2 pseudogenes are annotated in these 1181 nt (G+C 56.1%); both read left to right on the plus strand.

The features are described from left to right. Positions 1–541, plus strand: a pseudogene (locus tag XANALMUS060_RS17105) (hypothetical protein); the annotation flags it as partial. Continuing rightward, positions 538–1181: pseudogene (locus tag XANALMUS060_RS17110) on the plus strand (hypothetical protein); the annotation flags it as partial. The pseudogenes XANALMUS060_RS17105 and XANALMUS060_RS17110, both read left to right, overlap by 4 nt.

Genomic DNA, 1181 nt, shown 5'->3' on the forward strand with positions numbered 1-1181 from the left:
AGGCATCGATGTCGGCAATGACGGCGCTACCGGTCACCTCAATCCGCATCCGGTCAAACGCTACGAAGTGATTGCCACCTCCCATGCGCCGGGGCCATGGGATTCGATCATTGGCTATATTCACTACGATGTCATCAATGAGGAATGTGTGCCGCTGGCCCCGTTCCTTGGTGTACGGCAGAAGCCTAATACAGGGCTCGATGTTCCCATGACACGCGTGAACGATCATACGTGGAAGGGATATTTCTATCGCGACGCCTTGCTGGATGAGGACTACTTCAAGCTTGGCGTGTGCCACTGGAATGTAACCAGTGTGGGCGTTAGTGCGATGGCGGAGGGTGTACGGTTCGGTTGGGGCAGTTTGTTTGAAGAACTCTTACACGACGGTCCGGAGGTGCGTTATTTCAAGAAGAGTATATACGGGGATAGGTCTTTCGTTCCCTATGGCGCGCCAGACCTAGATCCTGCTGACGATGAAGTGATTAAATACAAAGATGCTTATTTTCCCGTCACCATCGCTGTCAAGGAAGCCAAGCCATGAATTTATCCGATCAAGCGCGCGCCGACGCGGCCAATGATTCATACCAAAATCGTTCACAGAGAGATGTTAATATCCCAACAACCGTATCTTTAGAAGGGAAGAAGTACCAAGTCTTCGGCTACGCGAATGACCCGATTACCGGCTTTCACGCCACCGCTTATAAAAGTCTCGCGACACCGTACAACATCATCATCGCCTACCGTGGCACCGACCCAGGTCTATTTACCGGCGAGACCAAGGCGGAAAAAGCGCAGCATGCGCTCACCACCATTCAAGACATCGCTGTCGATGCCACGATGGTGCGCGACGCGGTCAATCCGCAAAAAGCCGCTGCCGACGCGTTCACGGCGCAGATGCTCGCAAAGGCGGCCAAGCAGGGCATTCCCAAAGACCACGTGACCGTCACCGGCCACTCTCTCGGCGGCGCATTGGCGCAGATCGAAGCGGCGGAATTCGGCCTGGCCGGCTCCACCTACAACGCTTACGGCGTGGTGAGCCTGCGTCATCACGTGCCGGAGGGCGGCACGGCGGTGACCAATTACGTCCTGGCAGGTGATCCGGTGAGTGCGGCCAGTCGGCATTACGGCACGGTGGTGACTGTGGTGACTCTGGCTGGCGACGCCAGACGACGCCAGAAAAT

It is taken from the genome of Xanthomonas sp. MUS 060, assembly GCF_000963215.1.
GTDB lineage: Bacteria > Pseudomonadota > Gammaproteobacteria > Xanthomonadales > Xanthomonadaceae > Xanthomonas_A.